This window comes from Litoreibacter sp. JB4-2, assembly GCF_055693445.1.
On the sequence record NZ_CM146334.1, the window covers coordinates 1,199,678 to 1,222,815 of the forward strand.

The following is a 23,138-nucleotide window of genomic DNA, read 5'->3' on the forward strand; positions in this document are numbered from 1 at the left end:
AGGACGAAATCATGTCCGATTACATCACGTTGTCCAAGGCAACAGACACTTATTCCATCCGTGCCGCTGGCGCGGTTCTGGGCGAGAGCGCCGATGTGATTATCCTGAAAGAGGGCGACATGGCGCCCGTGCTTTATGTCCCGCGCGCTGATCTGGCCATGGCATTTTTCGACCAAACCGACCATACGACCCATTGCCCGCATAAGGGCGACGCGACCTATTTTACACTGCAAGCCAAGAGCGGGCCAATCGTGAACGCCGCCTGGTCCTATGAAAACCCCAAAGAGGGGTTGGAGCAGATCGCCGGGCATTTGGCGTTTTACTCAGATAAGGTGACGGTCGAGAAGACCTGAACGCGACAGACGACGCAACCGGCGGTCTAGGAGTGTTCTTCGGCCGCCGTTGCCGCCAAGGCACGACTATATTGCTTCAATGCATCGACTTGGAAAAGCGCGCCTAATATCTCTGGCGTTTCGCCCTCCGGTCCCAATCGGACGACGGGCAGGAAGATGTTGTTAGTTTCCTCAAAGATCGGCATGGCGTCTTCTAAGGTGGCGTTGGGGCTGAGGTAGATGCCGTCCGCGACCATTGCCAGAACCTCCGCCTCATCGGCGGCGCGCGGATGGTCGGGTGCACGCATCACCATTGCGACGCGGAACATCGAGAGCAAATAGGCCTGCGGGCCCGCCGCAAGATGGATGCCGCGCGACTCCAACTGGGTCAGGAAGAAGGACCGGTCAACTAGCTTGCTGGACACAGCGCTGGACAGCGACACGGCGACCATAACCGCAAGGCCCAATTGCCAATCGCCCGTTAGTTCAAACACGATCAAAGTGGTCGAGATCGGCGCTCCCAGCACCGCCGCTGCGACCGCGCCCATACCCGCAAGCGCGTAAAGTGTGAGCGCACCGGACACTTCGGGAAAGATGCTGGTGGCGATCATCCCAAAGGCGAGCCCCGTGAGCGCGCCCACCATCAGCGCGGGCGAAAAGATGCCGCCCCCCATGCGCCCGGCCATTGTGATCGCCACGGCAATGACTTTGATGACGGTAAAAACCACAGCCTCGTAAAGCATCATATCGCCGGTCAGGGCAGCAAAGGTCGTCCCATAGCCAACCCCGATGATATGCGGAAAATAAATCGCGATCGCACCCAGCATTAGGCCCGCGACGGCCGGGCGCAGCCAGCGGGGCAACCGTGTGACGCGCTGAAACCAAGTGCCGACATTGTCCGCCCAAAACACGGTGCGCATCATGACCACTGCGACCAAACCGCTGAGCAAGCCGAGGATCAGATAGGCCGGAAGTTCACGATAAAAGCTGAGCGCGGAATCGTCGGGCAGCACGAATTCGGGCACATCGCCAAAGATCGACCGGCTGATGACGGTCCCGGCCACGCTGGCAATCACAATCGGCGCGAAGGCGTGCACGGCGAAATGGCGCAACACCACTTCCAATGCGAACAGCGCGCCGGCAATTGGCGCGTTGAAACTGGCCGACACCGCCGCAGCCACGGCGCAGCCCAACAGGTCGCGCCCGGTGATGCCGTCGGCCTTGATGAAGCCCGACACCCAGCTGGATATGACGCCAGCAAGGTGGACGACCGGCCCCTCCCGCCCTGTCGAGCCGCCTGTGGACAGCGTGATCATCGACGCCACGGCGGAGGCAAGCCCCGCGCGTTTTTCAACCCTGCCGTTGTTCATTGCGGCGCCGTGGATGACTTCGGCAACCGAGCGCGCGCGTGCGTCAGGTGTAAAGAAATGCAAGATCGCGCCGGTGATCAACCCGCCCAGGACCGGGATCGTCAGGATGAAGTACCATTCCAGATCGGTGACAAGTTCCTGCAGGCTGCGAATATCTTTGGCGTCATAAAGCACGCCCTGAAGCCATTCGATGGAAATGCGAAACCCTGCTGCCGCAAACCCTGCCGCAATCCCAACCAGCAAGGCGATGAACCAGAATTGCAGGGCGGAGGGGCCGCGATGTTTCAACACCGCCCAGCCGCTTTTGCAGCTTTGGACGACCTCGCCCAGCTGGTCCCCCAACATGGATTTTTTCGGCTCGGCCATACCCGCCTTGCGCTTTCCCTGCGGCCATCCCTGGCCTAACATCGCACCACACCCGTGAAAGGCCACCAACGCATGACCATCGCCGAAGCAATTCAAGAGCTTAAAACCCTCTTAGGGGAAAGGTGCGCCACCTCCAAGTCGGATCGCGACATTCATGGCCAATCGGAAGTTTATTACACCCCGATGCCGCCCGATGCGGTCGCCTACCCCGAAACCACGGCTGAGGTCAGCGCGCTGGTTAAAATCTGCGCAAAACATGACTGCCCCGTTATTCCATGGGGCACGGGGACCTCTCTGGAAGGGCACGCTTTGGCGCTGCAAGGCGGGGTGACGGTGGATTTTTCCCGCATGGCGCAGGTTATTGAGGTGAACGCGCAGGACATGGATGTGCGCGTGCAACCCGGGTTAACCCGCATGGCGCTGAACGAAGATCTGCGGGCGACGGGCCTGTTTTTCCCTGTTGATCCCGGCGCCAATGCCTCCCTTGGCGGGATGGCTTCAACGCGCGCCTCGGGCACCACCACCGTGCGCTACGGGACGATGGCCGACAATGTCATGGGGCTGGAGGTTGTGCTGGCCGATGGGCGCATCATCCGCACCGGATCACGCGCGCGCAAAACCGCCGCAGGCTATGATCTGACGCATCTTTTTGTGGGGTCTGAGGGCACGTTGGGGCTGATCACCGAGCTGACGCTGAAGCTGCAGGGCCAGCCGGAGGCGATCTCGGCGGGGATTTGTGCTTTTCCGGACATGGCATCGGCTGTGAATTGCGTGATGGAGACGATCCAGATGGGTTTGCCCATGGCGCGGATTGAATTTGTAGACGCCGCCACGACACGCGCCTTCAACGCCTATGCGGGCCGCGACATGCCCGCGCAACCGCATTTGCTGGTGGAATTCAACGGATCGGATCAGGCCGTGGTTGAGCAGTCCGCGCGCTTTGGTGAGATCGTGGCAGATCACGGCGGCGCAGATTTCCAATGGGCCACCAAGCCTGAGGATCGCAACGCGTTATGGCAGCTGCGCCATGACGGCTATTACGCAATCCTGGCGTCGCGCAAGGGCGCCACGGCCATGTCCACCGATATCTGCGTGCCAATCTCAAAGCTGGCCGAGGCGGTGACGCAAACCCAGGCCGACATCGCCGACAGCCCGCTTGAAGGGCCCATTCTGGGCCATGTCGGCGACGGAAATTTCCACGCGATCCTGATGATGGATCCCGACAACCCCAATGAGCTGGCGGAGGCGAAACGCCTGTCGGACCGGATGGCAGAGCGCGCTTTGGATATGGGTGGCACAGTCACGGGCGAGCATGGCGTGGGCATAGGCAAGATGAAATATATGGCGCGAGAACATGGGGATGCGTGGGGCGTGATGGCCGATATCAAGCGCAGCTTTGATCCGCAAAACATCCTCAACCCCGGCAAGATGGTGCAGATCAACTAGGCCGGATTACGCGCCCCGGCCTTAGCCTGCCAGCAGGGCTTTCGCGGCTTCGCGTGCGGCGTCGGTCACGGTGTCGCCCGAGACCATGCGCGCGATCTCGTCAATCCGCGCCTCCGCGTCCAGCGCCACGACGGTCGACAAGGTCTGTTCGTCCTGAACCGATTTTTGCACCCGCCAGTGATGTCCGCCCAAGGCCGCGACCTGGGGCGAATGCGTGACGACCAAAACCTGCGCGCCGTCGGCCAGCGACGCCAAGCGCCGCCCGACCGCATCCGCCGTCGCGCCGCCGACGCCGCGGTCGATCTCGTCAAAGATCATCGTGACGCCGCCTGTGGTGCCTGTCAGGCAGACTTTCAGGGCCAGTAAGAACCGCGACAGCTCCCCGCCCGACGCGATTTTGTTCAGCGGGCCTGCGGGGGTGCCGGGGTTGGTCGCCACGGTAAACGCGACCGCGTCATGACCTTCGGGACCGTAGGCCTCATCTGTGATTTCTGTTTTGAAAACAGCGCGTTCCATTTTCAAAGGTGCCAGTTCAGTCATCATGGCGGCGTCCAGTTTTAACGCCGCATCCATGCGTAGGGCGCGCAGCTTGTCGGCCTCGTCGCCATAGGCGTCTTCCGCGTCAGCAACGGCCTGTTCCAAGCCGCCAATTGCCGCCGCGCCGCCGTCCAATGCGTCCAGCCGTTCGCGGTACTTAAGCGTCAATTCACTCAGCTCGGCGGGCAACACGTCGTGTTTGCGCGCGAGCCCGCGAATGGCAAAGAGCCGTTCTTCGACGCGTTCCAGCTCATACGGGTCAAAAGACACGGCGTCGAGCGCGCCTTCAACGCCTTGTGTCGCCTCACCCAGTTCGGTCATGGCGCGTTCCAAGGCGGCCAATGGCGCTTCCAAATGGCCGTCTGCCTTGTCGGCCACGCCGTCCAGCCAGCGGGCCGCGTCCATCAACATGCCTTCCGCGCCAGAGCCGCCAAGCGCTTGATGTGCTTTGGAAATATCGTCCTTGATCCGTTCACCTGCCTGCATCTGACGGCGTCTGGTATCGAGCTCTGGTTCTTCGCCGGGTTGCGGATCCAAAGCTTCCAGTTCTTCGACGGAATGGCGCAAGAAATCTTCTTCCGCGCTCATCCGGGCGAGTTCGGCTTCCGCTGCTTTTAGTGCTTTGCGGGCTTTTGACATGATCTGCCAGCTGGCCTTGACCGGCCCCAGATCGACGCCCGCAAATTGATCCAGAAGCGCGCGATGGGCGCGTGCATTCAGCAACCCCCGGTCGTCATGTTGGCCGTGGAGTTCGACCAAAACATCCGACAAAGCGCGCAGCACTTCGGCACTGGCGCGCCGGTCATTGACCCAGGCCTGTTTGCGCCCGTCTGGGTAGTTGACGCGGCGCAAAATCAGCTCTTCTGCCGGTTCAAACCCGGCTTCATCCAGCACCGCATGGGCAGCGTGGCCGTCCGGCAGATCAAATTCGGCCGTAACTTCGCCGCGCTCTGCGCCCGCGCGCACCAGCTCTGCCCGGCCGCGCCAGCCCAACACAAAGCCCAATGAATCCAGTAAGATAGACTTGCCCGCACCGGTTTCCCCGGTCAGCACATTCAGGCCCGGTTGGAAGTCTAAAACCAGCCGGTCGATAATCAGCATGTCACGAATGTCGAGCGATCTGAGCATATGCGCCCGACCTAGAGCCAGCGGCCCCGGATCACCTGCCGGTAGATGTCGACCAGCCAGCCTGTGCCACGCGGCGCGGGTTTCAAGCCCCGCCCCGCCAACAAATCGAAGCTGTCTTGGTAGAACGGATCGGACTGATAGTTGAACCCAAGGATCGCGGCGGCGGTCTGCGCCTCATCCGTCAAGCCCAGCGACAAGTAGCTTTCCACCAGCCGGTGCAGCGCTTCGGCTGTGTGGGTCGTGGTCTGGAATTCTTCGACCACAACGCGGAACCGGTTGATCGCAGATGTGTAATGCCCGCGCTTGAGGTAATAGCGCCCGATTTCCATTTCCTTACCGGCGAGATGGTCGAAGGCCAGGTCGAATTTCAGAATGGAGCTGCGCGCATATTCGCTATCCGGGTAGCGTTCGATCACTGTGCGCAGGGCCTGCAATGCCTGGAAGGTCAGGCCCTGGTCGCGGCCCACTTGGTCGATCTGGTCATAATAGCTGATCGCCAGCAAATATTGCGCGTAAGGCGTGTCCTCATCGGCGGGGTAGAAGTCGATGAACCGCTGCGCGGCGCCGCGTGATTGTTCGTATTCGCGGTCTGCGTGGTAGGCGAAAGCCTGCATGATCAGCGCGCGTTTGGCCCATTCGGAATAGGGGTACAGGCGCTCAATCTCGCCAAAGAGGCGTACAGCCTCATCGACGTCGCCGGCTTCAAGCTCGGCCTCGCCGCGCTTGAAAATCTCCTGCGGGGCGACCTGGTCCAGCGGGGTTTCCTGCTGCGCCGAAAAAAGCGAGCCCAGAAAGCCGCGGCGTTCGCCACCCTCGCGCGCGCCGCAAGCGGCAAGGCTGGCCAATAGCGATACGGCAACCACTGTTTTGAACGTTTTCTTGAATGGCATAATCAGCCCGCACACCCCAATGTTCCGCCTGCCCCGTCATGCGGAGCTTTGGCGCCTCCGGGTAGGTCTAGCACAAGACTTTCACATGCAAAACGGGTTTGAGCAGGTTTTTGCACCATCAGCGCGCAAGCTTGCGTTACGCCACCAGCGCCAGATCGGCCTGTTTGACACCGACGCCCGGAAGGCGGCTTAGCTGATCCGCGTTGCAGCGCACGATCCGGTAGTTGGCCTCATCGGCAAACAGCGCGCGCAGCAGATTGTTCGTCATGGCGTGGCCCGCTTTTACACCGTGGTAACGGCCCAAAATCGGCGCACCCGCCAGCGACAGATCGCCCAAAGCGTCCAGCATCTTATGGCGCACGGCCTCATCGGGGTGGCGCAGCCCACCAGGGCTGAGCACCTCATCGCCGTCCACAACAACCGCGTTTTCAAATGTGCCGCCCAGCGCAAGGCCGTTGGCATGCATCATGTCGATGTCGGATTTGCGGCAGAAGGTGCGGCTGTCAGACAGCTCGCGCACGAAGGTGCCGTTGGCCATATTCAGGTGCTTGGACTGCGCGCCGATCGCGCGATCCGCAAAGTCGATCTCGAAGTCGATTTCCAATGCGTCAGCAGGCGACAGTGCAGCGCGCGCACCGTCCTGCGAAACGCAGACCTTGCGCAGCACTTCGATCGCGTAAAGCGGCGCGTTTTGTTTGGTCACGCCAGCATCAACGATGGCGCGCACAAAATCGGCAGAGCAGCCATCCATGATAGGCACTTCCGGCCCGTCGAGTTCGATCAGCGCGTTGTGCACGCCGCAGCCTGCGAGCGCGGCCATGATATGTTCGATGGTTGTGACTTCGACGCCAGCGGCGTTTACGATGCGTGTGCAAAGCGGTTTGTGCGCCACTGCGTCATAGAGCGCAGGCACCATCGGGTCGCGATCTGCAACATCGGTACGCTTGAACCACACGCCGTGATCCGCCTCAGCGGGGCGCAGGGTCATCTTTGTTGCGATGCCGGAATGGAGTCCGACACCTTCAAAGGTGACATGAGTGTTCAAAGTCGTTTGCACGTGGAGCCTCCTTCGGAAGCAGCAAATTGTTGGCAGTCTGACCCGTAGCCCCCCGGCTCGGTTGATTGGAAAATAGGGATGGTGCGCCCAACGCTCAACTCACTCTTTGTGACCGTTTGCAACAATAGTGTCATATTTAGGAAAATTCATTTCGCAGTCGCAGCAAGACATTGGTTTTAAAACGAAAAAACCCGGGACAGGCCCGGGTTTGAACGTTACGTCACTTGGGTTTGTGTCAGTTCGCCTGGCGCCGCAGGAAGGCCGGGATCTCGATTTTTTCTTGCTCGGGATCGACTTCGGCGGAAGGTTGCAGCGCGCTCATTTGCGGCTGTTGGCGAGCTGTTTGCTGGCTTTCTTCGCCAGCTGCGCCCGTCATACGACCGATCAGGGAGTTGATGCCGAAGCGCGGTTTATGCTCGGCAACCGGTGCTGGCGCAGGCGTGGGGGCCGCAGGTTCGGTCAGCGGCGCTTTGTTTACGGCGGCGCGCAAACGTTCCATCGCTTCGGGTGTTGGCGTGCCTGCCGGTGCGGGCTGCGGTGCTGCGAACGCGGTCGGTTCCTCGGCTGCGACCATGACCGGTTGCTGCGGAGCGGGCTGATAGACCGGCGTCGGCAGGCCATCGGCGCCCACCGGCGCTGCCGCTTGCACTGGCGCGGGTGCTTGGGCCGCAACAGGTGCCGCTGCGGGCATGCCTTCGAAAAGCGAAGGCTCCTCGGCGACGGGCTGCGGTGTTGCCAGACTTGCAGCAACTGGTGCCGCAGCAGGTTGTGCAACAGGTTGCGGGATTGGCTGTGGCGCGGGCTCTTCGACGCGCTCTTGCGTCAAAGGGGCGGCCAGCGAACGGCGTGGCACGGGTTGTGCCAGCAATTCTTCTGACGCCTCGATGCCAGTTGCCACGACGGAGACGCGCATTTTGCCGTCCATATCTGTGTCCAGCGTTGAGCCGACGATGATGTTGGCCTCTGGGTCCACCTCTTCGCGGATGCGGTTGGCGGCTTCGTCCAGTTCGAACAGGGTCAGGTCGTGGCTGCCGGTGATGTTGATCAGCACGCCTTTGGCGCCGCGCAACGAAATCTCGTCCAGCAGCGGGTTGGCAATGGCTTTTTCAGCGGCCTGGATTGCGCGGTCTTCGCCGTCGGCCTCGCCAGTGCCCATCATCGCTTTACCCATCTCGTCCATCACGGCGCGCACATCAGCAAAGTCGAGGTTGATCAGGCCGGGGCGCACCATCAGGTCGGTGACGCCTTTAACACCTTGATAGAGCACGTCATCGGCCATCGAGAATGCCTCGGTAAAGGTGGTCTTCTCATTGGCCAGACGGAACAGGTTCTGGTTTGGAATGATGATCAGGGTGTCGACGACTTTTTGAAGCGCTTCGATGCCTTCATCGGCTTGCTTCATGCGCTTGCCGCCTTCGAACTGGAACGGCTTAGTGACAACGCCCACGGTCAGAACGCCCAGCTCCCGCGCGGCTTGCGCGATGATTGGGGCCGCGCCTGTGCCAGTCCCGCCACCCATGCCGGCGGTGATGAAGCACATATGCGCGCCGGCCAGGTGGTCGACAATCTCTTCGATGGTTTCTTCAGCGGCGGACGCGCCCACGGACGGCCGCGCGCCTGCGCCCAGACCTTCGGTCGCTTTGACGCCCATCTGAATTTTCGCCTGCGCCTTGGAATGCTGCAGCGCCTGCGCGTCTGTGTTGGCGGTCACGAATTCGACGCCATCAAGCGCCTTTTCGATCATGTTATTGACCGCGTTACCGCCTGCGCCCCCCACACCAAATACGGTGATGCGTGGTTTCAGTTCTGGTTGCTCGGGCATCCGAAGATTGAGTGTCATGGGTTATGTCCGCCTGTTTGTCGCAAATGAGTGGTGAGTGTCACCGGTCGTGCTGGCCTTTTGGCCATTTATAATTTTGCCTCTTTGAAGGGGAGACTATCGAAACGCGCAGGCTGCGTCACGCGAAAAAGGCAATTATGCCACAAAATCTGGGGAAAACTCTTGGTATGCAAGCGGCATCTTGCCAAAACCCCAACATACCGCATAAGACGCTTTGCCCGCCACAACAGGTAGTTAGACGCAGAAGTTCATGCGCCAAGGCACATGTATTTCAGGGTCAAAATAAAGGGGCCACTGCTCGGCCGCCTGCGCCTCTTGGGACGCTTACCGGTAGTATAGCAAAAACGGGCCCCTCTGTCACGCCTTCCGTTGGGCGAAAGACACAGCATAAAGGGCCCGAATTGCATATTTTCTTAGGCTGCGCGGGCCTTTTTGCGCGCGCGCAATGCAGCAAATCCGGCAAAACCGGCCAGCAACAACGGCGCACCCGCGGGCAATGGCACGGCGGAGACCGGGCCGGAATCAATCACGACCGGCGCATTCGGATCGATGATAAAGAAGCCGCCAAACGTATAGCCCGGGTTGTAGACGAATGTCGGAAAGGACGGCGGCGTAAAGGTGTAGGTTACGGTCGGCACTGGATCCGGCAGCACAACAATTGTGCCGCTTGGGTCTGAGGGGACAAAGCTGGCCTGCGCGGCGACGGCACTTAAACAAACTGCAGCAGTACAGCCCGCGACCGAGATTGCGCGCCCAAGCGGGCGACGCAAGATTGAAAGACTCATTGATAAATTCCTTCTGGACAAACAGGGCGCAACAGCGCGCACCTGCGGTGATGCCATTGGGATCAAATGAAAATTCGATTTAAATGAGGCGAGTTTTCGCCCATCTTGCATCACTGTTGCCCCAGCCGGGTCAGTCCCGGATGCGGCCTACCAATTGTCCTTAAACCACTTCATTGCACGCTTCAGCGAGCGCGCCGGATAACTGTCGACGGGCACATCGAAATCCCACCATTCATCTTGTGGGTGTGCAGCAAACAGACAGGTTCCGACAGCCGCCGCGAAGCCCGGCCCTGTCACCGATTGAGGCAAGCCTTGCACGCGCAGGGGGCGTCCGAGCCGCACCTGCTGGCCCAGAATTTTCGTGGCCAACCCATCAAGGCCCGGCAGTTGCGAGGCCCCGCCCGTCAGCACGATCCGCTGGCTTGGCAGATGTTCAAAGCCAGCCGCATCGAGGCGGCTTCGCACTTCCTCCAAAATTTCTTCCATGCGTGGGCGCATTACGCCGATGACCTCTGCCCGGCTGACGGTGCGGCGGTCATGTTCCCAATCGCCAGTGTCAGAACTGAGGTCGATCATTTCGCGGTCATCCATTCCCGTCGCTACGACACCGCCATAAAACGTCTTGATCCGCTCCGCCGTGGGCATCGGGATTTGCAGCCCTTGGGAGATATCGGAGGTCACGTGATCGCCCCCCATCCGCACCGTATCTGCGTAGATCATGTGCTTCTTGATGAAGATCGAAATACCGGTAGAGCCGCCGCCCAGATCAATACAAGCCGCGCCCAGTTCCTGTTCATCCTCCACCAGCGAGGAGATCCCGGCCGCATAGGACGAGGACGCAATCCCCGCCACGTCCAGATCGCAGCGCTTGATGCAATAAAGCAGGTTTTCAATCGGCGTGCGGTCGATGGTCAGCATGTGCAGATCGGTCGACAACTCGTTGCCCGCCTGCCCGCGCGGATCGCCAAGGCCGGAACGATGATCGACCGCGAAATTCACCGGCTGCGCGTGCAGCACCTCCCGCGTGTTGCCATAGTCAGGCAGGTCACAGCTGGCCAAGACACGGGCCACACAGTTTTCCGTCACTTGGCCATCATGCAGCTCGACACTGCCGGTCAGACCATAGGATCGCGGTTTGGCGCCGGAAAAGCATGCGATCACATGATCGACGCGGACATTCGCCATCTTTTGAGCGGCCTGCACGGCGGTGCGGATGGCGCGTTCGGTTTCATGCATCGTCTCGATCTCGCCAAAGCGGACGCCGCGAGATCGGGTGGTCGCGGCCCCAATGACGCGGAAGGCCGACTGGCCCGCCATAGTGCCAATGCCATCGCTGTCCTGAAACCGTTCCGGCCCGTCAAAGCGCAGCACGAAGCAGGCAATTTTCGACGAGCCCACGTCCAAGATCGCGATGACGCCGCGCTGCATGGCGGCCTGGCGTTTGTTGCGCATGGCGCGTTGGGTTGAATAAAGATCGGTCATTCTGTCGTGGTTCCTTTGATCTCTATGCCTTTGAGAATACGCATATCTTCCAGCGCTCCTGGCGTCAGTCGCAGCGTCGGGCGCTGCGTATTTCGAATGTCGACACGCGCCAAATCGCGCTTCAAAAGGTCTTGGGCCTCATTCAGCGCCAGCACGCGGTCGAGGGCCGCATCCGCGCCGGTGGGCGGAAGCATGATGCGTTGGTCGCGGTCGAGCACCAGATCCCAGCGTAGTTCACTGACGCGCACCAGACCGATGACGCGATCACTGATCGGGGCGGCAGCTTTGAACAGCGCGAGCGCTTCGGGCACGGCGGCATTGCCCCCCTCGCCCGCGATGATCGGCAGGTCGGCGCGGTCCATGCGCGCGGCCAAGGCCGCGACCCGGTGCCCGCCCTGATCGAGCAGTTCCAACCCGTCGGGGCCACGCCAGATGATCGCGGGGATGCGTTCTTCGACATCGACCTGCAACAACCCGCCCGCAACGATGCGCAGGTCGACCTTTTTGACCGCATCGAGACTTTCGACCTGTTCCTGCATCGCTTCCAAATCCAGATCGAAGGAGGATGCGGGCAGGTCCACAGGCATCACCTCGCGGATATGGCCCGACAGCACGTCAGACGCGCCGTCGATTGCCATGATGTTGACCATGAATTCAGGGCGCGTCTCGATGGAGGCGCGCGCCTCAACCACCCAATCGACCATGGCCTGCTGGCGGGTTTTGTCGCCCAGATACCAGATGCCCAAAGCGAAGGAGAGCGCCATGGGCGCGCCGACGCGGATCAGCTTGCGAAAACCGGGGCGTAACCAGAGCCGTTCCATCCGGTAGGCCCAACGGCTGGGCGCGGGGTCGCGTTTCAAAGGTGAAAAGCGTTTCAACGATCGCATGAGGCATCCTCCACCAACCACGCACAGAGCGCGCCCATCGACATGCCAGCCGCTTGCGCATGTTCGGGCGTCAGCGAAGTTCCGGTCATCCCGGGTTGCGTGTTCGTTTCCAAAAGGATCAGCCCGGCGGCGCCCTTGCTTTCATCCCAGCGGAAATCGGTGCGCGACACGCCGCGGCACCCCAAAGCGGTATGCGCGGTGACAGCGTGGTCAAAACACAGCTGTCGAATATCGGCAGGCACATCCGCCGGGATCACATGGCGTGAGCCGCCTTCGGCATATTTTGCCTCGTAGTCATACCAGCCGTCGGTGATGATGTCGGTGATCTCCAACGCCCGTTCGCCAATCACTGAGACTGTCAATTCACGGCCCGGCGCGAAGGCCTCGACCATCACCGTCTCGGGCATATCATCGGCCAGTTTGGGCGGGCTGTTGGCACCCTCGGCCACCAGATATACGCCGACAGACGAGCCCTCATTATAGGGTTTCACCACGTATGGGGCCGCCATGACATGGGCCGCCATCACATCAGATTTTGCGGCAAGAACACTGTCGCAAACGGGCAATCCATGGCGGCGGTAGACCTCCTTGGTGCGTTCCTTGTCCATCGCCAAGGCGGAGGCCGCGACGCCCGAATGGGTGTAGGGGATGCGCATCCATTCCAGCAGGCCCTGCACGCAGCCATCTTCGCCCCAGCGGCCATGCAAAGCGTTGAAACAGCAATCGGGGTTGATCTCGGTCAGGCGCGCGGCAAGGTCTGGACCGGCGTCCAGCTCAACCACGTCATATCCTTCGCCTCGCAAAGCCGCGGCGCATGCGCGCCCGGTCGACAGAGACACCTCCCGCTCAGCGGAGGGTCCGCCCATCAATACCGCCACTTTGCGAAATGCCCTGCTCGACATCGCCGCCTCGTGTTCTTCTATGGCCCTTATGGTTGGGCCTTGTGCCTGTGTAGCCTTGTGGCCACTACAAATTGGTTAACCTTCGCGCGGAAGCCTGTTTCCGATGCGAAGCACCTCCCAGTGTAACTCTATTCCGCTGTGGGCGAAAACCTTTTTCCGCACCAGCTCCCCCAAATCTTCCAGATCCGCCGCCGTGGCCGTGCCGGTGTTGATCAAAAAGTTCGGGTGTTTCTCGCTCATCTGTGCACCGCCCAGTGTTGCGCCGCGCAAACCAGCGTCGTCAATCACCTTCCAGGCCTTCAGATCATGGACGTCATCGGCTTTGCCGGTAGAGCTGAACCCGGCGGGGTTTCGGAATGTCGAACCGGCGGTGCGGTCTTTCGTTGGCTGGGTCGCGTCGCGTTTGGCGAGCTGGTCTTCCATGCGGGCATGTAGCTGCGCAGGCTCGCCTTTGGGGGCGTCCATCACCACCTCCACCAGCACCGCGCCTTCGGGCAAGGCGGATTGGCGGTAGGCGAAATTCATGTCGTCTTTGGTCAATGTGACGGTTTCGCCAGAACGCAGCACCGCTGTCGCCCGAACAAAAACATCGGCCATATAGGTGCCGTAGCAGCCTGCATTCATCGCGACGGCGCCGCCAATAGCGCCCGGAATGGTGCGCAGAAATGTCAGGTCCAGCCCCGCATCCGCAGCCTTGCGTGCGGCATGTGCGTCCAATAGCGCGGGCCCGCAGGTGACGCGGGTGCCTTCGACTGAGAACCCGTTGAAGCCCCGCCCGAGCCGGATCACCACCGCATCAAGCCCGCCGTCGCGGATGATCAGGTTGGAGCCGACGCCCATCGCGAAAACCGCGCCTTCGTAAGCCTTGAGAAAATCAATGAGGTCGTCACGATCAGCCGGTTGAAACAGCGCGCGTGCAGGGCCGCCGACGCGCAGCCAGGTCAAATCGGCCAGCGCCCGGTCGGGCGTCAGCGCTCCGCGCGTTTCTGGCCAAACATCGTTGATCATGTAGATTGCCTGCGAAAAACCACCCGCTTCTTGCAGGTGCTTTCTTATTCGGCTGGATTAATCGTCTTGTCCAGCCCCGCCTTGCGGCGCATCCAGCGGCCCAGATAGCGCACGGGCCAACGCAGGATCGAGATGCCGGCGGCGAAGGCGATCATGCCGACCCAAGGACCGTTTTCCCATGTGAGCCAGCCCAGCAGCGGGATGCCCAGGGCGATCAGCGCGTAGGCAGCTTTCCAATGGTGGTCGCGCGACGGCAGCATGGCTACGAAATTCGCGCCCACAAACCAGATCAATGCAAAGACAAGGGAGAGGCTCATCGCGGGATCTCCGGATGCTCACCCCAGGCACGGCGGTAGAAATAGCGCAGCGGGTTGCGGAACATCGACACGAAGCCTGCGAGGCCCAGAAGCGCGAACCAGACGCCGTGCTCATACCCGATGAACGCGATCATGAAAGGTGCTGCAATCAGCAAGGCGACGCCGGGGACATACTGGTAGCGCATCGGCAGCAGCGCCACGATGGTGGCGGCAACGGCCCAAAGAGCGGCCAATATTAGCGACAGACTCACGTTAAACACTCCAGCACGGTATGTGTCATTATATTGCAGGACTTCACGCACCAAGAAAAGTGCGAGTTTTCATACCTTTGCGTCAAATTGTTGGTTAATGGCACGTGAACATAGGGGGAACTCTTCACAAAAACACCTTTCAGAGCCTGTCGGGCAACGCATTGGCCCAGGTACTGATCGTCCCCGCGCCTAGGCAGACGACCATGTCGCCGGGTTTGGCCTGCTCTTTTACCAACGCCAGAAGCGCGTCCTCATCGGCGATCACACGGGCGTCCCGATGGCCGTGGCGCATCAGGCCAGCGACCAGATCGTCGCGCCCGGCGCCCGGGATCGGATCCTCGCCCGCCGAAAACACGTCCGAGATGCCAACAACATCGGCGTCGTTGAAACAGCTGCAAAAATCTTCGAACAAGTCATGCAGGCGCGTGAACCTATGCGGCTGATGCACGGCGATGACCCGGCCTTCGGTGGCTTGCCTAGCGGCTTTCAACACGGCGGCGATTTCGACGGGGTGATGCCCATAATCGTCGATGATCGTGACGCCGCCGACCTCACCCACTTTGGTGAAACGGCGGTTGACCCCGCCGAAACTTGCGAGGGCTTCCCGGATCTCTTCGGCCTTCATGCCCAGATGCCGAGCGACGGCGACGGCCGCCAAAGCGTTGGAGACATTGTGGTCGCCCGGCATTGGCAGCGAACAATTCTCGATCACCATGCCATCGTTTTGCAGCGCCACATCGAAATGCGCGACACCGGCCTTGTAGGTCAGGTTGACCGCGCGCACATCGGCCTGCGCGTTGAAGCCGAAGGTGACAATCCTGCGGTCGGTGATCTTGCCGACCAGCGCTTGCACCTCAGGGTGGTCGGTGCAGCACACGGCGAGGCCGTAGAACGGAATGTTGGAGACGAAATCGAGGAAGCCTTGGCGCAACGTGTCGAAATCACCCCAATGTTCCATATGCTCCGGGTCGATATTGGTGACGATTGCGATGGTCGCAGGCAGGCGGTTGAAGGTGCCGTCGGATTCGTCGGCCTCCACCACCATCCATTCGCCCTGCCCCACCCGCGCATTCGAGCCATAGGCGTGGATGATGCCGCCATTGATCACCGTTGGGTCGATGTTGCCCGCGTCCAGCAGCGCCGCGACCATTGTGGTGGTCGTGGTTTTGCCATGCGTGCCGCCGACGGCGATGTTGGATTTCATCCGCATCAGTTCGGCCAGCATTTCGGCGCGGCGCACGACAGGCAGGCCCTTCTGGCGGGCGGCGTCGAGTTCGGGGTTGCCGGGTTTGATGGCCGACGAGATCACGACGACATCGGCATGTTCCAAATTCTCTGCGCGTTGCCCTTCGAAAATCGTGGCGCCTAGCTTTGCCAGACGGTCAGTGATCTTGGAGGTTTTCAGATCCGATCCCTGCACCGTGTAGCCCAGATTGAGCAGCACCTCGGCGATGCCCGACATGCCTATACCGCCGATGCCGACAAAATGGATCGCGCCCAGCTCTAGGGGCAGTTTGGTGCTGTCTGCATTCATGTCGTGTTCTTTTGGTTGAGTTGATGGACCAGCTCGGACAACGCCTCAGCCGCGTCGGGTTTGCCCACGCTGAGCGCGGCATTGGCCATTTGCACGGCGCCCTTATCCTGGTTCAGGATCAAGGTGATTTGTTCGGCCAAAGCGTCCGGCGTGAAGGTGCTTTCGGGCATCATAATTGCCGCGCCTGCCTCAACCAACCCGCGCGCATTGGCGGTTTGATGGTCGGCTGTGGCCGCCGCGAAGGGCACCAGAATGGACGGGCGCCCGATCACGGACAAGTCGGCCACGGTTGATGCGCCGGAGCGGGCGATGACCAATTGCGCCTCAGAAAATCGGCTGGGCACATCGTGGAAAAACGGCGCGACCTCTGCGGTGATCCCGGCCTCGTTATAGATGTGCTGGGCTTGCGCGGCATCTTCATCGCGGGCCTGTTGGGCGACGCGGATGTTGGATTTCATCGGCTCAGGCAATAGTGCGATTGCCTGTGGGACGACCTCCCCCAGAATGCGCGCGCCTTGGCTGCCGCCGATCACCACAACGCTCATCGGGTAGTCGCCGGGGGGGATGTAAGGCGCGCCCTGGCGTTCCAGAATGGCGCTGCGAACTGGGTTGCCGGTGAAGCTGCCCTCGACACCAGCGGGCAAGTCGGTAGGCCATGTACCGCAGGCGATTGCGTCGACGCGGGTGGCGAAGGCTTTGTTGACCCGGCCCAGCACGCCGTTTTGTTCATGGATCATGCGCGGCAGCTTCATCAGCCACGCGGCGGCAATGGCCGGGAAAGACGGGTAGCCGCCGAAGCCCACAACGACATTGGGCCGGTCGCGGCGGAAGTTCAGCACGGCCGACATGACGCCCGCCGCCAGCTTGAACGGTGCGGACAGTTTGGCCGCGAACCCGCCACGCGCGAAGGTGGCGGACTTGAGCTGTTCAATCTCGACCGTGTGGGGGAAACCGCCGGTGTAGCGCGCGCCGCGCGCGTCGGTGGTCAGCTTCACCCGCCAGCCCTGCGCCAACATGGTTTCCGCCAAGGCCTGCGCGGGAAACATATGCCCGCCGGTGCCGCCTGCGGCGATGACAAGCAGCGGTTGGGTCATGACGCTTGCCCGTGCTTGCGACGATGGATCATCAAATCGCGCATGTCGCCTTGCGGACGTTTGCGGGTGAAGGCCAAGAGCATGCCCAGTGCAATACCGCCCGCGATCAGCGACGAGCCGCCATTGGACACGAAAGGCAGCGTCATGCCTTTGGCGGGCAATAGCCGCACCGCGACGCCCATGTTAATGATCGCCTGCATCGCAAACATCGCGGCCAGGCCGGTGCCTGCGAGGCGGATGAACGGGTCACGTTCCTTGGTTAGACGGTGTAGTGAGCGGGTCGTGAATACTGCGTAAAGCGCGATGATGGCGAAGACGAGCACCAGCCCGTATTCTTCTGCGGCGACCGCGATAATGAAGTCGGTATGCGCGTCGGGCAGTGACCATTTCACCGAGCCTTCGCCGACGCCGACGCCGAAATAGCCGCCCTCCCGGATCGCATTAGTCGCGTAGCCCAGCTGCGTTGTGGGGTCGACATCAGCCGACAGGAAGCCATCAATGCGGCGTGCGAAATGTTCGGACATGTTATAGGCGCTGACGCCTGCGGCCACGACCACTCCGGCCATGCCGATAAGCAATGTCAGCGGCGCACCGGCGACGAAATAGACGACGCCCCATGCGAACAGGATCAGGCAGGCCTGACCGAAATCAGGTTGTAGCGCCAGAAAGCCTACCACCACGCAGGTCAGCGCGAAGGAGAAAGTTTTGCCCGGCGGGCCGTTGATTTCCTGACTGGCGGAGATCAGCCAGGCCGAAAAGACGATGAAGACCGGTTTGAGAAATTCAGACGGCTGGACGGAGGCGAAGCCCAGCGAATACCAACGCGTCGCCCCTTTGCCAAAATCCGTACCGAAGACCGGCAGCAGCGCGAGGGCGGCGAAGGCCACAAAGAAGCCAAGGACAGCAAGGCGGCGGACCAGCTCGACCGACATCATGGAGACGGCGATCATCACGCCCATCGCCATGCAGCCGAAAACCGCCTGTTTGGAGACATAGTGGAACGGATCCAGCCCGTTTTTGGCCGCGAGCGGCGGCGAGGCCGCAAGTCCAAGCAACAGGCCAATGCCAAAAAGCGCGAAGACGCAGACCAGCGACCAGCTGTCGACCGTGCGCCACCATTTGGGAAGGATCGGCTCGCCCGGGCGCGCCGTCACGGTGCCATACACCATCTCAGTCATGAGAATACCGCCATTTACTGCCTCATATCCGGTTGCCCGGTGCCCGATTTTTCGGATCTATCCCTTGAGTGTAGCGGTATTTGGCGCGCCGATCCAGTCACAGTTTTGCTGTGCCTTCGTTGGCTTTGGCGCTAGGCTTGGCGCGTTAGTGAACGGGAGCCCGGACATGGCGAATGATATCTCCCTGTCGTGCAAATGCGGCGCGTTCAACGCGGTGTTGCACGGTGCCAACCCGCATACGTGCAACCATGCGATTTGCTATTGCACCGATTGCCAAGCGGCCGCGCGCCATTTTGGTGAGGCGGACCGGATCATGGATGCGCAGGGCGGCACACGGATTTACCAAGCGCAACCCCATCAGCTTGAGATCCGGGCGGGTGCTGAGCATCTGGCGGTGATGCGGTTGGCGCCAAAGGGGCTTTATCGTTGGTTTACGTCTTGCTGCGGCACTTCGTTGGGCAACACGATGGGGAGGGCGACGTTTTCCTTCGTGGGGCTGATCGTTGCCAACATGAAACCGCCGCTGGACGTGTTGGGACCTGTGCAGTTTCGCCACAAGCCGGAGCAGGCTTTGACGCCCGTGTCCGAGCCTTCGGGCAGCTTGGCGCGGTTTGCGTTTCGAACGATGCGCAATGTGGTGCGGTCGCGGGTGAATGGACGGTGGCGGGAGACGCCGTTTTTCGATGCAGCCACAGGACGGGCAGTAGTGAAACCTCATACTTTGACCGATGCCGAGCGGGACGCGGCGTATAAAGCTTAACGTTTTCATAGCTAGGCGGCTGATTTGCGCGGATCTAGGGCCTGCCTAGCCAAGCCGGGCGGGCCGTGTCTACAGCAGCGCCTCAACCTCAGCGATGAAATCCTCGCCGCGTTTTTCGAAACTGTCATATTGGTCGAAACTGGCGGCGGCGGGGGCCAGCAGCACTGTGTCGCCGCTTTCAGCCTCAGCCGCAGCGCGCGCCACGGCGGCTTGCATCGTCGTGCAGACCTCATGCGGGGTGTCGCCGAGTTGCAGGGCGAAGGCCGCGGCTTCGCGCCCGATGACATAGGCTTTCTTGACGCCCGACGTCGCGGGCTTCAACGCTTCTAGCCCGCCTTCTTTTTCCAGCCCGCCGCAGATCCAACGGATGTTTTGGAAGGCCTGCAACGCCTTGGTAGCGGAATCCACGTTGGTGGCTTTGCTGTCATTGACGAAGCGCACGCCGTCCTTTTGGCCGATCAATTGCGACCGGTGCGGCAATCCGCCGAAACTGTGGAATGCGGCCTCGATCACCTTGGGCGCGAGGCCAAGCGAGCGGCAGACCGCATATGCGGCGCAGGCGTTTTGGTGATTATGCGCGCCGGGCAGGCCCGCGATTTGGCGCAGGTCAATATTGGCGATTTGCTTGCCCTTGCGCCATTCGGCAAGGAAGCCTTTCTTGGCGAAAACCGTCCAGCCCGGGTCAGTGATTTTTTGGCCCGACGAGATGCGGATCACCCGGTCATCTTGCGCATTTGAGACGAGTTGATTGGCCAGATACCGCCCCTCCGGCTCATTAACGCCGATCACCGCGCGGTCGGGGCCACCTTCGGAGAAGAGCCGCCGTTTGGCCGCGAAATAGCCGCCATAACCGCCGTGGCGATCCAGATGGTCGGGGCTGAGATTGGTGAAGACGGCAATGTCAGGCGTCATGTTGCGGGCGAGATCGGTTTGGTAGGAGGACAGCTCCAGCACCACGACCTCGTTATCAATCGCCGGGTCCAGATCCAGCACACCGCGGCCAATGTTGCCGGCCAGCTGGGTGGGGCGGTCGACCTCCGTCAGAATGTGGTGGATCAGCGCTGAGGTGGTCGATTTGCCATTGGAGCCCGTGACGGCCACGACTTTGGGCATTTGGTCGAAATTATCCCAGTCACGCGTGGCGAAACTTTGGAAGAACAGCGAAATGTCATTGTCGACGCGCACGCCCGCGTTCCAGGCTTTGGCGATAATCGGGTTGGGCGCAGGATAAAGATGCGGGATGCCGGGGGACGTAATCAGCGCGGCGACGCCATCAAATGCGCCTTGTTTGGACAGGTCTTGCGGTGTGAAGCCTTCGGCCTGCGCCCGTGTGCGGGCGTCTGCGTTGTCATCCCAGACGATTGGATCGGCCCCGCCTTCGCGCAAAGCTTTGGCGGCGGACAGCCCAGAGCGGCCCAAGCCCAGCACGGCGACTTTCGCGCCTTTATATCCTTGGACGGGGATCATCTGATCTTCAGCGTGGCGAGCCCGATCATGGCGAGGATGAGGGAGATGATCCAGAAGCGGATGACAATCTGCGGCTCGGCCCAGCCCTTTTTCTCGAAGTGGTGATGGATGGGCGCCATCAGGAAAACGCGTTTGCCGGTGCGTTTGAAATAGACGACCTGAATGATGACCGAGAGCGTTTCGACAACGAAAAGCCCGCCGATGATACCCAGTACAAGTTCATGTTTGGTGGTGACCGCGATTGCGCCCAATGCGCCGCCCAAGGCCAGCGAGCCTGTGTCGCCCATGAAAACGGCAGCGGGTGGCGCATTGTACCACAAAAAGCCCAAGCCCCCGCCGATGATACCGGCGACAAAGATCAGCAATTCGCCCGTGCCCGGAACATAGTGCAGGCCCAGATAATCGGTGAAATCGACCCGGCCCACGGCGTAGGCGATGACGCCCAGCGCGCCTGCGGCGATCATCACGGGCATGATTGCGAGACCGTCCAACCCATCGGTGAGGTTAACGGAATTGGCCGCGCCGACGATCACGAACATGGCGAAGGGGATGAAGAAGAACCCCAGATTGACCAGCGTGTCCTTGAAGACCGGTAGCGCCAGTTGATTGGTGAGCCCGTCGGGGTGCATTTGCGTCGTGGCAAATCCCGCAATGGCCGCGATCACGAAGCCCGCGGCAAGGCGCACACGGGCGGAGATGCCGCCATGCGTGTTTTGGGTGACCTTTGCGTAGTCATCGACAAAGCCGATCGCGCCGAAGCCCATCGTCACAAAGAGCACAATCCAGACAAATCCATTATCGAGCCGCGCCCAAAGCAGGCTGGATAGGATCAACGCGCCTAGGATCAGCACTCCGCCCATGGTGGGCGTGCCTTGTTTGGTCAGCAGATGGCCTTCGGGGCCATCATCGCGAATGGGCTGGCCGTTGCGCTGCTTGCGTTTCAACAGGTTGATCAGCGGGCGCCCAAAGACGAAACCGAAAATCAGCGCCGTGAAGAAGGCCCCACCGGCGCGGAATGTGATGTAGCGGAACAGATTGAAAAAGTCCCCACCATCGGAAAAGGCGGTCAGCCAATACAACATCTAGCGGTGCCCCTCGGTTTGGTCGGGCATGGCTTGACCCAATTTTGTGATGGCGTCAACGATCAGCGCCATTTTCATGCTGAGCGAGCCCTTGGCCATAATGACGTCCCCGGCATGCGTGAGCTGCGATGGTTGCGCGGCCAGCTCGGCTGAGGTTTCGGCCCAGCGGCCGCGTCTTTCTTCCGGTAGGGCGTCGTAAAGATGCTTCATCAGCGGGCCTATACAGTGAAAGAGGTCGATCTGCGCGACGGCGTCTGAGTGAGCGATTGCGCGGTGCAGGTCGGCCTCTGTCTGGCCAAGCTCTTTCATGTCGCCCAGCACCGCGATGCGACGACCGCGTTTGCCGGGTGGCTTGGCCTTGGCAAGAACATCCAACGCAGCCCCGACGGAGGCCGGGTTGGCGTTATAGGCCTCATCAATCAGCTCGATATTCATTGTGTCGTCGGTTAGGTCGAGCGCGATGACGCGGCGCGCGCCACGCCCTTGGGGTGGCTGCCAATTGCCTAGCGCGATAACTGATTGGCCAAGGTCGGCCCCAGCAGCGACGCAGGTGGCTAAGGCTCCTAAGCCATTCATTGCAAGATGCTTTCCCGGTGCGTTGATCTTGAACAGGAAGCTTTCGCCGTGCTGCGTAGCACGGCAGATTGTGGCGTCTTCCGTCTCTGTAAGCTCGGTGAACTTCCATGTGGCGCGTTCAGACGATCCAAAAATCTGGCATTGGAACGGCGCGCGATCGAGGAGCAGTTCGGAGACTGGCAAATCGGCGTTGACGACGGCGATGCCTGCGGTCTCAGTCAAGCCTTCGAATATATCTGCCTTTTCATGGGCGATGCCTTCAATGCTTTCGAAGGCCTCCAAATGGGCCGGGGCAACGATCGTGATCAGGGCCACGTCGAGCTGCGCCATGCGGGCCAAGGGCGCGATTTCACCGGGATGATTCATGCCGATTTCGATCACCGCATAGTCCGTTTCGGCGGGCATGCGCGCCAGCGTCAAAGGTACGCCCCAATGGTTGTTGTAGCTTTTCTCAGCCGCGTGGGTTTTGCCCTGCACGCTGAGCATTGTGCGCAACATCTCCTTGGTGGAGGTTTTACCGACGGACCCGGTGACGCCAATCACCGTGGCTTTGGTGCGAGCACGGGCGGCGCGAGCAAGATCTTCGAGCGCCTCTAGAACGTCGCTAACGATCAGCAGCGGAGCATCCTCACTAACGCCATCAGGGATGCGGGACACAAGTGCGGCCCCTGCCCCGTTTTCCAGCGCTTGGGCCACGAAATCATGGCCGTCGCGGATGTCTTTGAGGGCGACAAATAAATCGCCTGGCTCTAGCGTGCGCGTGTCGATGGACACGCCATTGACCTGCCAATCCGTCGTCGCCGTGCCGCCCGTGGCGTTTGCGGCGTCTGAAGCGGTCCAAAGTGCCAT

21 protein-coding genes are annotated in these 23,138 nt (G+C 61.0%); 3 read left to right on the top strand and 18 right to left on the bottom strand.

Going from position 1 to position 23,138, the window contains the following annotated elements; translation table 11 throughout:
* The first annotated feature begins 11 nt into the window (after positions 1-11).
* Positions 12-353 carry a DUF427 domain-containing protein gene (locus ACZ1G7_RS06035; protein ID WP_472662920.1) on the top strand — a complete coding sequence of 114 codons (342 nt, stop codon included), beginning with the start codon at positions 12-14 and terminating at the stop codon, positions 351-353.
* A 26-nt stretch (positions 354-379) separates the two neighbouring features.
* Here ACZ1G7_RS06035 and ACZ1G7_RS06040 read toward each other — a convergent pair whose 3' ends face one another.
* Positions 380-2,068 (bottom strand): chloride channel protein, encoded by a 1,689-nt coding sequence (locus tag ACZ1G7_RS06040; protein ID WP_472662921.1) that lies wholly within the window; start codon positions 2,066-2,068, stop codon positions 380-382.
* A gap of 72 nt (positions 2,069-2,140) precedes the next feature.
* On the opposite strand from ACZ1G7_RS06040, the gene ACZ1G7_RS06045 reads away from it, so the two are divergent.
* Positions 2,141-3,514: an FAD-binding oxidoreductase gene (locus tag ACZ1G7_RS06045; RefSeq protein WP_472662922.1), complete on the top strand. Its 1,374-nt coding sequence runs from the start codon at positions 2,141-2,143 to the stop codon at positions 3,512-3,514.
* A gap of 21 nt (positions 3,515-3,535) precedes the next feature.
* On the opposite strand, the gene recN is transcribed toward ACZ1G7_RS06045, so the two are convergent.
* The 14 genes from recN to ACZ1G7_RS06115 all read right to left on the bottom strand — a co-directional run bounded on the left by recN (position 3,536) and on the right by ACZ1G7_RS06115 (position 18,404).
* Positions 3,536-5,179, bottom strand: a complete 1,644-nt coding sequence (gene recN, locus ACZ1G7_RS06050; protein ID WP_472662923.1) for a DNA repair protein RecN — start codon at positions 5,177-5,179, stop codon at positions 3,536-3,538.
* Between the two features lie 11 nt (positions 5,180-5,190).
* A complete protein-coding gene (locus tag ACZ1G7_RS06055; RefSeq protein WP_472662924.1) occupies positions 5,191-6,069 on the bottom strand; it encodes an outer membrane protein assembly factor BamD in 879 nt (292 codons plus the stop codon).
* 136 nt (positions 6,070-6,205) lie between these two features.
* Positions 6,206-7,126 (bottom strand): UDP-3-O-acyl-N-acetylglucosamine deacetylase, encoded by a 921-nt coding sequence (gene lpxC, locus ACZ1G7_RS06060; RefSeq protein ID WP_472662925.1) that lies wholly within the window; start codon positions 7,124-7,126, stop codon positions 6,206-6,208.
* A gap of 235 nt (positions 7,127-7,361) precedes the next feature.
* Positions 7,362-8,966 (bottom strand): cell division protein FtsZ, encoded by a 1,605-nt coding sequence (gene ftsZ / locus ACZ1G7_RS06065; protein ID WP_472662926.1) that lies wholly within the window; start codon positions 8,964-8,966, stop codon positions 7,362-7,364.
* 413 nt (positions 8,967-9,379) lie between these two features.
* On the bottom strand, positions 9,380-9,751 hold the full coding sequence (locus tag ACZ1G7_RS06070; protein ID WP_472662927.1) for a VPLPA-CTERM sorting domain-containing protein: 372 nt from the start codon (positions 9,749-9,751) through the stop codon (positions 9,380-9,382).
* A 147-nt stretch (positions 9,752-9,898) separates the two neighbouring features.
* Positions 9,899-11,233: a cell division protein FtsA gene (gene ftsA, locus ACZ1G7_RS06075; RefSeq protein WP_472662928.1), complete on the bottom strand. Its 1,335-nt coding sequence runs from the start codon at positions 11,231-11,233 to the stop codon at positions 9,899-9,901.
* Positions 11,230-12,120, bottom strand: coding sequence for a cell division protein FtsQ/DivIB (locus tag ACZ1G7_RS06080; RefSeq protein WP_472662929.1), 891 nt, complete (start codon positions 12,118-12,120; stop codon positions 11,230-11,232). Before ACZ1G7_RS06080 ends, ftsA begins: the two co-directional genes overlap by 4 nt.
* On the bottom strand, positions 12,108-12,986 hold the full coding sequence (locus ACZ1G7_RS06085) for a D-alanine--D-alanine ligase (RefSeq protein WP_472662930.1): 879 nt from the start codon (positions 12,984-12,986) through the stop codon (positions 12,108-12,110). Before ACZ1G7_RS06085 ends, ACZ1G7_RS06080 begins: the two co-directional genes overlap by 13 nt.
* Positions 12,987-13,097: 111 nt before the next feature.
* Positions 13,098-14,030, bottom strand: a complete 933-nt coding sequence (murB, locus tag ACZ1G7_RS06090; RefSeq protein WP_472662931.1) for a UDP-N-acetylmuramate dehydrogenase — start codon at positions 14,028-14,030, stop codon at positions 13,098-13,100.
* A 44-nt stretch (positions 14,031-14,074) separates the two neighbouring features.
* The gene (locus tag ACZ1G7_RS06095; protein ID WP_472662932.1) at positions 14,075-14,347 is read right to left on the bottom strand and encodes a DUF2484 family protein; all 273 of its coding nucleotides are present in this window, start codon (positions 14,345-14,347) and stop codon (positions 14,075-14,077) included.
* Positions 14,344-14,598, bottom strand: a complete 255-nt coding sequence (locus tag ACZ1G7_RS06100; protein ID WP_472662933.1) for a DUF2484 family protein — start codon at positions 14,596-14,598, stop codon at positions 14,344-14,346. Before ACZ1G7_RS06100 ends, ACZ1G7_RS06095 begins: the two co-directional genes overlap by 4 nt.
* Positions 14,599-14,737: 139 nt before the next feature.
* On the bottom strand, positions 14,738-16,132 hold the full coding sequence (gene murC / locus ACZ1G7_RS06105; RefSeq protein ID WP_472662934.1) for a UDP-N-acetylmuramate--L-alanine ligase: 1,395 nt from the start codon (positions 16,130-16,132) through the stop codon (positions 14,738-14,740).
* Positions 16,129-17,226, bottom strand: coding sequence for an undecaprenyldiphospho-muramoylpentapeptide beta-N-acetylglucosaminyltransferase (gene murG, locus ACZ1G7_RS06110; RefSeq protein ID WP_472662935.1), 1,098 nt, complete (start codon positions 17,224-17,226; stop codon positions 16,129-16,131). The genes murC and murG overlap by 4 nt, the downstream gene beginning before the upstream one ends.
* Positions 17,223-18,404 carry an FtsW/RodA/SpoVE family cell cycle protein gene (locus tag ACZ1G7_RS06115; protein ID WP_472662936.1) on the bottom strand — a complete coding sequence of 394 codons (1,182 nt, stop codon included), beginning with the start codon at positions 18,402-18,404 and terminating at the stop codon, positions 17,223-17,225. The genes murG and ACZ1G7_RS06115 overlap by 4 nt, the downstream gene beginning before the upstream one ends.
* Before the next feature lie 166 nt (positions 18,405-18,570).
* Between ACZ1G7_RS06115 and ACZ1G7_RS06120 the strand changes: the two genes are divergently transcribed.
* Complete coding sequence (locus ACZ1G7_RS06120) at positions 18,571-19,164, top strand: DUF6151 family protein (RefSeq protein ID WP_472662937.1); 594 nt, start codon at positions 18,571-18,573, stop codon at positions 19,162-19,164.
* Positions 19,165-19,233: 69 nt separating this feature from the next.
* Here the strand turns inward: ACZ1G7_RS06120 and murD are convergent, their stop codons facing one another.
* From murD to ACZ1G7_RS06135, 3 genes are read right to left on the bottom strand one after another with little or no spacing between them, the layout of a single operon-like run.
* Entirely contained in the window at positions 19,234-20,631 is a 1,398-nt protein-coding gene (murD, locus tag ACZ1G7_RS06125) for a UDP-N-acetylmuramoyl-L-alanine--D-glutamate ligase (protein ID WP_472662938.1), read from the bottom strand.
* Positions 20,628-21,713 (bottom strand): phospho-N-acetylmuramoyl-pentapeptide-transferase, encoded by a 1,086-nt coding sequence (gene mraY / locus ACZ1G7_RS06130; protein ID WP_472662939.1) that lies wholly within the window; start codon positions 21,711-21,713, stop codon positions 20,628-20,630. Before mraY ends, murD begins: the two co-directional genes overlap by 4 nt.
* Positions 21,714-23,138, bottom strand: a complete 1,425-nt coding sequence (locus tag ACZ1G7_RS06135) for a UDP-N-acetylmuramoyl-tripeptide--D-alanyl-D-alanine ligase (RefSeq protein WP_472662940.1) — start codon at positions 23,136-23,138, stop codon at positions 21,714-21,716. It abuts the gene before it with no gap.